The 9,167-nt window shown below is 64.0% G+C and carries 10 protein-coding genes, 1 tRNA gene and 1 pseudogene; 7 read left to right on the top strand and 5 right to left on the bottom strand.

What is annotated here, in order from left to right; translation table 11 throughout:
* Window positions 1–168, bottom strand: a pseudogene (locus VFA16_RS10560) (hypothetical protein); the annotation flags it as partial.
* A gap of 41 nt (window positions 169–209) precedes the next feature.
* Window positions 210–950, bottom strand: coding sequence for a 3-oxoacyl-ACP reductase FabG (gene fabG, locus VFA16_RS10555; RefSeq protein WP_324967760.1), 741 nt, complete (start codon window positions 948–950; stop codon window positions 210–212).
* Between the two features lie 111 nt (window positions 951–1,061).
* Between fabG and VFA16_RS10550 the strand changes: the two genes are divergently transcribed.
* From VFA16_RS10550 to VFA16_RS10540, 3 genes are read left to right on the top strand one after another with little or no spacing between them, the layout of a single operon-like run.
* Entirely contained in the window at window positions 1,062–2,225 is a 1,164-nt protein-coding gene (locus tag VFA16_RS10550; protein ID WP_324967759.1) for an acyl-CoA dehydrogenase family protein, read from the top strand.
* Between the two features lie 28 nt (window positions 2,226–2,253).
* Window positions 2,254–3,075 (top strand): mycofactocin-coupled SDR family oxidoreductase, encoded by an 822-nt coding sequence (locus VFA16_RS10545; RefSeq protein WP_324967758.1) that lies wholly within the window; start codon window positions 2,254–2,256, stop codon window positions 3,073–3,075.
* Window positions 3,076–3,132: 57 nt separating this feature from the next.
* Complete coding sequence (locus tag VFA16_RS10540; protein WP_324967757.1) at window positions 3,133–3,561, top strand: pyridoxamine 5'-phosphate oxidase family protein; 429 nt, start codon at window positions 3,133–3,135, stop codon at window positions 3,559–3,561.
* An 8-nt stretch (window positions 3,562–3,569) separates the two neighbouring features.
* Here VFA16_RS10540 and VFA16_RS10535 read toward each other — a convergent pair whose 3' ends face one another.
* Window positions 3,570–4,646: a phosphotransferase family protein gene (locus VFA16_RS10535; protein ID WP_324967756.1), complete on the bottom strand. Its 1,077-nt coding sequence runs from the start codon at window positions 4,644–4,646 to the stop codon at window positions 3,570–3,572.
* 223 nt (window positions 4,647–4,869) lie between these two features.
* Here VFA16_RS10535 and VFA16_RS10530 point away from each other — a divergent pair, with 223 nt between their 5' ends.
* Window positions 4,870–5,289, top strand: a complete 420-nt coding sequence (locus VFA16_RS10530; protein ID WP_324967755.1) for a lipoprotein LpqH — start codon at window positions 4,870–4,872, stop codon at window positions 5,287–5,289.
* A 126-nt stretch (window positions 5,290–5,415) separates the two neighbouring features.
* Complete coding sequence (locus VFA16_RS10525; RefSeq protein ID WP_324967754.1) at window positions 5,416–6,261, top strand: alpha/beta fold hydrolase; 846 nt, start codon at window positions 5,416–5,418, stop codon at window positions 6,259–6,261.
* A gap of 197 nt (window positions 6,262–6,458) precedes the next feature.
* Here VFA16_RS10525 and VFA16_RS10520 read toward each other — a convergent pair whose 3' ends face one another.
* Complete coding sequence (locus VFA16_RS10520; protein ID WP_324967753.1) at window positions 6,459–7,349, bottom strand: hypothetical protein; 891 nt, start codon at window positions 7,347–7,349, stop codon at window positions 6,459–6,461.
* A gap of 574 nt (window positions 7,350–7,923) precedes the next feature.
* Window positions 7,924–8,007 (bottom strand) — tRNA-Leu (locus VFA16_RS10515).
* Between the two features lie 87 nt (window positions 8,008–8,094).
* Between VFA16_RS10515 and VFA16_RS10510 the strand changes: the two genes are divergently transcribed.
* Window positions 8,095–8,835, top strand: a complete 741-nt coding sequence (locus tag VFA16_RS10510; RefSeq protein WP_324967752.1) for an LAGLIDADG family homing endonuclease — start codon at window positions 8,095–8,097, stop codon at window positions 8,833–8,835.
* Window positions 8,836–8,867: 32 nt separating this feature from the next.
* Window positions 8,868–9,167 (top strand): hypothetical protein (locus tag VFA16_RS10505; protein ID WP_324967751.1); only part of this gene is annotated, 300 nt, incomplete at its 3' end.

The raw sequence follows: 9,167 nt of genomic DNA, 5'->3' as shown, positions 1-9,167 counted from the left end.
CACCGATTCCGGTGGGATTCCGGTCCGGTCGAGCAGCCCTATCAACGCAGCGACCCCGAGGTCAACGGCCGTCAGCGACTTGAACATTCCCCCGTAGCGGCCGATCGGGGTGCGTACCGGTTCACAGATCACGGCCTCTCGAGGCTGAGCAGACGCAAAAGTCCCCAAATTTGCTTCGGATTGGGCGCTTTTACGTCTGCTCGGCCCGGTCACATGAACCTCCCGCCGGTAACCTCGATGACCGTGCCGGTCATGTACGAGGACAGGTCGGACGCCAAGAACAATGCGACGTTGGCGACCTCATCGGGCTCACCGGCACGGCCCATCGGGACCTCCGCGACCTTCTCGTCCCAAATGCGTTGCGGCATGGCCTCGGTCATCGCCGAGCGGATCAAACCCGGTGCAATCGCGTTGACTCGCACACCTAGATGGGCGAGCTCCTTAGCGGCTGCCTTCGTCATGCCCACGATGCCGGCTTTGGCCGCCGAGTAGTTGGTCTGCCCGACCAGACCGACCTTGCCCGACAACGACGACATGTTCACGATCGCGCCGCGTTTGTTCTCGCGCATAATCGCCGCGGCCTTACGGGTGCCGTTCCAGGTTCCCTTCAGATGCACTGCGATGACCTCGTCGAATTGCTCTTCGGTCATCTTGCGCATCGTCGCGTCGCGGGTGATCCCCGCATTGTTGACCATGATGTCCAAGCCACCGAACTGCTCGACGGCGGCTCCGACTAGGCTCTCGACGTCCGCTGCGACGGTGACATCGCAGCGAACCGCCAAGGCGACGTCATCGCCGCCTAGGCGCTTGGCGGCGGTCTCAGTGGCGTCAAGATTTATGTCGCCCAGCACAACTCGGGCGCCTTCGGCGACGAACCGTTCCGCGATTGCGAATCCCAATCCTTGTGCACCGCCGGTGACGACGGCGGTGCGGCCGGTCAGCAACGACACCTAACCACCTACCCCTTCCCGGTAACCGCTAGACGAGCGAACATCATATTTCATATAGGATCGTGGGCGACCAGGGGTAGGCACCGAAGCGCGGAAGGGGAGCATCCGTCTATGGCCGAAGTCAGCGACGAGGATTTCGAGGAGATCCTGGCGCAGACCCGCCGCTTCGTGCGCGCCGCCGTCGTCCCACGCGAGCAGGAAATTCTGGCCAACGACAAAGTGCCCGACGAGCTGCGTGACCAAGCCAAGAAGATGGGCCTGTTCGGCTACGCGATCCCGCAGCAGTGGGGCGGCCTGGGCCTGAACCTGATGCAAGACGTCGAGCTGGCGATGGAATTGGGCTACACCTCTCTGGCGCTGCGGTCGATGTTCGGCACCAACAACGGCATCGCCGGCCAGGTGCTCGTCGGGTTCGGCACCGAGGAGCAGAAGAGCCGCTGGCTCGAGCCGATGGCAGCTGGCGACGTGGTCGCGTCCTTCGCGCTCACCGAACCGGGAGCGGGGTCGAATCCGTCAGGGCTGCGCACGAAAGCCGTTCGGGATGGCGACGATTGGGTTATCACCGGCCAGAAGCGCTTTATCACCAATGCGCCGGTCGCCGATCTGTTCGTGGTGTTCGCCCGAACCCGGCCCGCCGATGATGCCGGACCCGGTATCGCGGTTTTCCTAGTTGCAGCGGAGACAGCAGGGGTTGAGGTCGGCGCCAAGGACGCCAAGATGGGTCAGGAAGGCGCGTGGACGGCCGACGTCAGCTTTACCGATGTCCGGGTTCCGGCCACCGCCCTCGTGGGTGGCAGCGAGGACATCGGCTATCGGGCAGCGATGATCTCGTTGGCCCGCGGGCGCGTGCACATCGCCGCGCTTGCCGTGGGGGCAGCAGAGCGCGCACTCGACGAATCGGTTGCGTACGCGGCCACCGCCACCCAAGGTGGTACGCCGATCGGGAACTTCCAGTTGGTGCAGGCGATGATCGCCGACCAGCAGACTGGGGTGCTGGCCGGACGGGCTCTGGTCCGCGACACCGCTCAGCTATGGGAGAGTAATCGGGATCGCCGCATCGCACCGTCTGCAGCGAAGCTGTTTTGTACCGAAATGGCCGGAAAGGTGGCCGATCTCGCCGTGCAGATTCACGGCGGCAGCGGCTACATGCGCGAGGTCCCCGTCGAGCGCATCTACCGCGATGTCCGGTTGCTGCGCCTTTATGAGGGGACCAGCGAAATCCAGCGGCTGATCATCGGGTCGAACCTCGTCAGAGCGGCCCAACGTCAACAGTGACAACTTCTGACACATTCCGAGGAGCGACATGACCGGCCGACTCGCGGGCAAGGTGGCATTCATTACCGGAGCCGCGCGCGGCCAGGGCCGTGCACACGCGGTTCGGATGGCCAGCGAAGGTGCCGACATCATCGCGGTCGACATCGCCGGCACGCTGCCGCCCTGCGTGCCCTATGACTCCGCAACCCCGGACGATCTCGACGAGACGGTTCGCCTGGTCGAAGGAACCGGCCGCAAAATCCTCGCCTCGGTCGTCGACACCCGCGACTTCGACGCGCTCCGCGAGACCGTTGACGACGGTGTGGAGGCCCTGGGACGGCTCGACATCATTGTCGCCAACGCCGGCATCGCCGCTCCGCAAGCCTGGAACGAGATCACGCCGGAGTCTTTCCGCGATGTCATGGACGTCAACGTGACCGGCACCTGGAACACCGTAATGGCCGGGGCGCAGAAGATCATCGACGGCGGCCGAGGCGGCTCGATCATCTTGATCAGCTCCGCCGCCGGGATGAAGATGCAGCCGTTCATGGTGCACTACACCGCCAGCAAGCACGCCGTGACCGGGATGGCCCGCGCGTTCGCCGCTGAGCTGGGCAAGTATTCGATCCGGGTCAACAGCGTGCATCCAGGTCCGGTCAACACCCCCATGGGTAGCGGTGACATGGTCGCGGCGATCGGCAAAGCCAGCGAAACCAACCCACAGTTGACCAACGTGCTCACACCGTTTCTGCCCGATTGGGTGTCGCAGCCCGAAGATATCGCCGACGCGGTGTGCTGGCTGGCCAGCGATGAATCACGCCATGTCACAGCGGCTCGCATCCCGGTCGACCAGGGTTCTACCCAATACTGATTCGGCCTTCCGGCCTGCACCGGGAATAGAACTCTGGGATTAGCGTTTTCACGCCACATGAAAGCTCTCACCGAAACCGAACGTCAGGACTTCCTCGCCGCCAAGCATGTCGCCGTACTTTCCGTCGCAGCCGCTGACGGCTGGCCGCCGGCGAGTGTTCCGATCTGGTACGACTACTCCCCTGGTGGAAACATCCGGATTATGACCGGGCCCTCAACTCGCAAGGCGCGGCTCATCGAGCGGGCCGGCGCGGTGACACTCGTGGTCCAGCGTGAGGAGCCGCCCTATCAATACGTGGCGGTGGAGGGCACCATCACCGGAACCACCCGCCCCGCTCCAGCGGACGTACAGGAAGCCATTGCCATCCGTTACCTCGGCGAGGAAGGTGGCCGCGCATTCGTTCGCAGTATGGAAGGCCACGAGGAGGTGTTGTTCACCATCCGACCCGACCGCTGGCTCACGGCCGACTTCACTGGCGACCTCTAACCGCATCCTCAGCCGATCAGTTCGAGCGTCCCCAAATCGCGGATCGCCTGGCAGCCGCGCTGCAGCATGGTCAGCACCATGTCGTCGCCGCGGTCTGTGGCCGTGGCGAAGGCGAATCCCAAAGCCGAGATCAGCAGTGCCTGCGGCATGCCGAGTCGGTAGTCGCGCCAACACGTTTCACGGTCATAGTCGGTGACGCCGTAGCCGGACAGCGTCCGGTGATACTCGTCGACAAGGTGTATTTCGATCGAGGAGCGCAGATCCGGCCTGAGACTGGTGGCAGTGAAATATGCGAGGTCCCGCGCGGGCAACCCGACACCAAGGGTCTGCCAGTCGACCACGGTGATGCTGTTGGTTTTTCGGTTGAACAGCATGTTGTCGAGCCGATAGTCGCCGTGCAGCAACGCGAACCGGTCTCGTTCAGCCAGCAGCCACTGCGTAACCAAATCCATTGCGGCGGTGAACGTTTCCCGGTCCTCGGTGCTCATCCGGTCGCCGAGCTTGCTCAGGGTGATGTCGGCGCTCATCTTCGCGACCTCGCCGAGACCGCCGGCTGACGCCTCATCTGGCCGGGCGAACGCGATGCCTGGGAAATCCAGCCACACCGGATCACACCAGCTCGGCCCGTGCAGACCGGCCAGCGCCGTCACCGCCAGGCGGGCCTCCTGCTCACCGCAGCCCGCGATTTGATCGCCCTGCACGGCCGGTGCCTGGTCGGCGAGCAACAGCGCATATTCCGTAGCGTCTTCGGTGATCGCGCAGTAGAAGCACTGCGGTGTGGGGATCTGCACCCGGTAAGCAATGGACGAGTAAAACGCGCACTCACTGCGGTAACCGATGACCACGCGGTCGCGCACCGTGTCGTCCTGGGCAGGCAATTTGACGACGAAGGTATCCGGCAATCCCGCCGGCGCTATCGCATAACTGGCCGATACCCGAAACGTCGCACCCGTCTGTCCCGTACCGATGGGCACAACACCGATCTCCGAGACCTCGACCGGCGTCCCGCGCTCGGTGAGGACGACCGACAGCCACTCACTGGTCACGTCGTTTGGGTATCGGGGTATAGACAATGCAGCACTCATCGCAGCGACGGGTTGGTCATTCTGCTCGGCAACGTGCCTCCCAGCTGGCCGGTAAGCGGATGGTCTTTAGACTGATTTGTCAACTGTAAGCCATACGGCAACTGCCATAGCTCTCGATCAGCACACCGCTGGGTTCGTCGGATTACGCCTTGATGCGCCGAGTTGGCTGGTAGAAATTGGTGCGGGAGGCAGCACCGCATCGCTGCTCGAACGGAGGTGCCCGGTGAGCAACCGGATCGTCGCGACGACGGTGATCGCTTTGGCAGTGATGGCGGGTGGTCTCGGGTGTTCACACTCTGAAACGGTGCGGCAGAAGACCGCCCGGATCACCGTCGACGGCAACACTCGCACCTCGCATGCTGTGTCGTGCACCCAAGTTGAGTGGTTGGTGTCGGTCGACATCGGTGCGGCCCCGGGCAGTGTGCAGGCCATGCTGCGACTGCAGTCTGATAATCCGAAAGCCGAGAGCGTCAACATCAACAACGTCAACGGCTTCACCGGGGTCGCCGACGCCGGGGTCGGCACGGCCAAGGCGACTTTTACCAACGGCACGTACAGGATCACCGGCACTGCGCAAGGGACGAATACGGAGAATCCCACGACGCCGAAAACGGCCGACTTCAAGATCGAGACGCAATGCTGAAACCGCGCTCAAGGCGCGCCCACGTGATCGGGGGCGAATCCGTTGCCGCACTTACGGTCGGCACGTCGTCGGACGTGGCTGGAGCCGAATGCTATTCGCGTACCAGTCGAGGCTCACGCTGAAGCCATGGACCAATACCGCCGGGGAAACCTGGTTTTCGACGTGATTGATGCCGGCCCGAATGACGCGCCGGCCGTTGTGCTGTTGCATGGTTTCCCCCAGTTCAATACCAGCTGGAGTAAGGTCATCGACCGGCTCAGCGAAGCAGGATATCGCTGCCTGGCCCCCAATCAGCGGGGCTACTCGCCCGGTGCCCGTCCTACGCGGCGGCGTGACTATCGCATGCCCGAACTCGTCGAGGACGTCCGTGCATTGATCGATGCCAGCGGCGCGAGCCGCGTGCATCTGGTTGGTCACGACTGGGGCGCGGTGGTGGCGTGGGGCGTCGCCGCGCAAATGCCGGACCGCGTTGCGACAGTGTCGCCGTTGTCTGTGCCACACCCGGCCGCGTTTCTGAGGGCTCTCGTTACCAGTCGTCAGGGTCTCGCATCGTGGTACATGTACGTCTTCCAGCTGCCGCGCCTCCCGGAGTTGTTTCTTCTTGGCAGGCAAGGAAATCCGGCCCAGTTGGCGAAGGCACTGCGATCCAGCGGGCAGTCAGCTGAGGCCGCCGACCGCGACGGGACCGCAATGGCTGAGCCTGGTGCGTTGACAGCCGCGCTCAATTGGTATCGGGCCATGCCGCTGGCGGACATGCGAAGGGCAATCGGCAAGATCAGCGTCCCGACGCTGTACGTGTGGAGCGACGGTGATACGGCCGTGCTCGACAAAGCGGCTCACAACTGCGGCCGTTACGTGACTGGCGAATACCGCTTCGAGACTTTGCATGGCGTGTCCCACTGGATACCCGACGAACAGCCCGACGCCATCGCCGACTTGCTGCTCGAGTGGTTCGCCGCCCATCCGATCTAGCGGTCTCGTGTGGCTCGTCGCTCACCGGTAGATTACTGCGATGACAACCCCCATCCTGCTCAGCCTCATCGTGATCGCATCCGTCGCGTTAAGCATCTGGTTAGTCCAGCGGGGCGGTCGGGGTCGCTGAGCATTAATGGCAACGTCATATACCGCAATAGCGATGATCCGGGCCGATGGCAGGCTGCGATATGTACCTAATCGGTGCGACGAAGCGGCCGGCGACTGCTTTCCGCCTCAAGCCGCAGCTTGACGGCTCGGGACCGCGCCTCGGCGGCCGCAGCTTCGGCTTCCGCGGCTTCCGCGCGCGCCCGCGCCTCCGCGGCCACAGCTTCCGCTTCGCCAGCTTCCGCCCGCGCCCGAGCCTCCGCGGCCACGGCTTCGGCTTCGGCGGCTTCCGCCCGCACCCGCGCCCGCTCGCGCGCCTCAGCGGCCACGGCTTCGGCTTCGCCACCTTCTAACCGCGCCCGCGCCTCGGCGGCCACGGCTTCGGCTTCGGCGGCTTCGGCACGCGCCCGCGCCTCAGCGGCAAGGGCCTGCGCTTCGCCAGCCTTAGCCCGCGCCCGCGCCTCCGCGGCGACAGCTTCGGCTTCGGCGGCTTCCGCCCGCGCCCGCGCGTCGGCGGCCACAGCTTCGGCTTCGGCGGCTTCGGCCCGCACCCGCGCCCGCTTCCGCAATTCGGCGGCCAGAGCCTCCGCTTTGCCGGCTTCCGCCCGCGCCCGCGCCTCGGCGGCCAGAGCTTCGGCTTGGGCAGCCAGAATTCCGGCTTCGGCGGCCAGGGCTTCGGCTTCCGCTGCTCCTGCCCGCACGCGCGCCTCAGCGGCCACAGTTTCCGCTTCTCGGGCTTGTGCGCGCGCCCGCGCCTCGGCTTTCAGCTGCAGTCGCGACGGCTTCGGTTCGGCTTGCGCCCTCGCATGGTCGACGCGCGATCGGCGGGGAGGCTTCTGCGCCCCGGCCGTGACGGACGCCGGTTGCCGAACCTCTCTTGTCGGGCCGCCGAAGAAACCCATCACGACTAAAGCCAAGCCGGCCAATCCAATAGTCAGCAGCACTGCGAATGCCGTCGTCACATTGTCTGACCAGTTCACCAGGGCCACGTCCCAAAGCCGTGCTGCGGTACGAAAGGGCGCCCGAGGATTGGCGTCGGCCCCTTGCATGCCACCGCGCCCCGATGCCGGGCTAACACGCTGCAACCATTCGCGGAGACCACAACCGCCGCATGATCCCTCTCCTTCGCGGAGATACCCGGCATATAAGCGTATTGCCACAGCCGCAAGGCGGCGGGATAACCGTTATTTTGCTAGCAGCGACACCGCCGTAAGACGGATGTTACAAAGTGGGACAATCCCTGACTAGAGCCACGCCGAAAAGTCCGCTCGGTTCTTGCGCGCATTTGTGTTCAATGGACGCTTCAGTGCCAGGAAGCCGCCATGCTTTCCCTTGCCGTGGTCGCGCCTGACTTCGATGGCCGACGTCGTCCACCGGATGACTCCACGTGGCGGTCTACAGGCACCGGCGCGCAAGGTCACCCCGCATGGTCTATGGACGGTTGAATGTGCTTGCGCTGCAATGGATACGAGTACCACAAGTTGACGCTGGAACCTACCGCCTGTTCGATGACCGTCAATGTAAAAACTGAATAAATTGCTGCAATCGCATCAGTGCGGGCGGAGGGACTCGAACCCTCAAGCTCTTTCGAGCACCGGCACCTAAAGCCGGCATGTTTGCCAGTTTCATCACGCCCGCTGGCCTAGCGATGGTACCGCTTCGCACGTCGACGAATCTGTCGGTGGTCGTTCCTACGGTGGGGGTCATCACGGCGAGAGAGGTGCAATGGTGCGGTCGGCCGAAGAGTTCCAAGCAGTGCAGCGCCTCATCGCAATCGGCATGAACGACTGCGCAATCGCTCGTCAGACAGGTATACCTCGGAGGACAGTCTGGGAATGGCGATCCAAGCCAACGCGAGTAAGGAGTCCGAGCGCATCGTCAGCCTGCGGCATCGACCATGACTTTTCTGCGCTACCGCCGTCGGCGTACTGCTATCTATTCGGCCTGTATCTCGGCGACGGCTGCGTCTCGCGGCACCCCCGCACCTGGCGTCTAAGAATCGTCCTCGACGCGAAATACCCGGGCATCATCGAAAGCTGCCGTGAGGCGATCAACCTCCTTATGCCCGGACAGCGCGCGGCCACGCTACTGCGGTCCGACCGTTGCACGGAGGTATCGCTCTACTCGACGCACTGGCCATGTCTTTTTCCGCAGCATGGTCCAGGCAAAAAGCACTTGAGGCCCATTCGACTGGAGGAATGGCAGCAAGTGCTCGTCAAACAAGCCACAGAGGAATTCATCCGGGGCCTGATCGACAGCGACGGCTGCCGCGTGGTGGCTAAAGATCGCGGTGTACGGAGCGTCCGGTATCACTTTTCGAACCGATCGGACGATATCCGAGGGTTGTTCTGCGCGGCGCTGGACGACCTAGGAATTCCGTGGACGACGCCGGGCAAGTATCAGGTCGCCGTCTACCGCAAGGCAGCGGTTGCCCGCCTTGATGAGTTCGTCGGGCCCAAGGCGTGAGCGCTTACGGACCAGCGCGGTACCGTCAAAAGGTGTCCACTACGCGTCGTCGGAGGCCAGCACTGATCTTGCTGGTGATCATCGCCGCCAGTGGCTGCCTGGCTCTCGGTTGGTGGCAGTGGACGAGATTTCAGTCGGCGTCGGGCACCTTCCAGAACCTGGGCTACGCATTGCAGTGGCCGCTCTTCGCCTGGTTCTGTGTGTACGCGTACCGCAAGTTCGTTCGCTATGAGGAATCGCCGCCGGAGCCACGCAAGAACGCCGCTACGACGGAAATACCGCCCGGGCTGCTGCCGGAGCGTCCGCGAGCCGCTTCGCCGCCAACCGACGAT

The organism is Mycobacterium sp. (genome assembly GCF_035653355.1).
In the GTDB taxonomy this organism is placed as follows: Bacteria; Actinomycetota; Actinomycetes; order Mycobacteriales; family Mycobacteriaceae; genus Mycobacterium.
The sequence above is the reverse complement of the archived record's forward strand: the minus strand, read 5'-3'. Positions and strand labels throughout refer to the sequence as shown.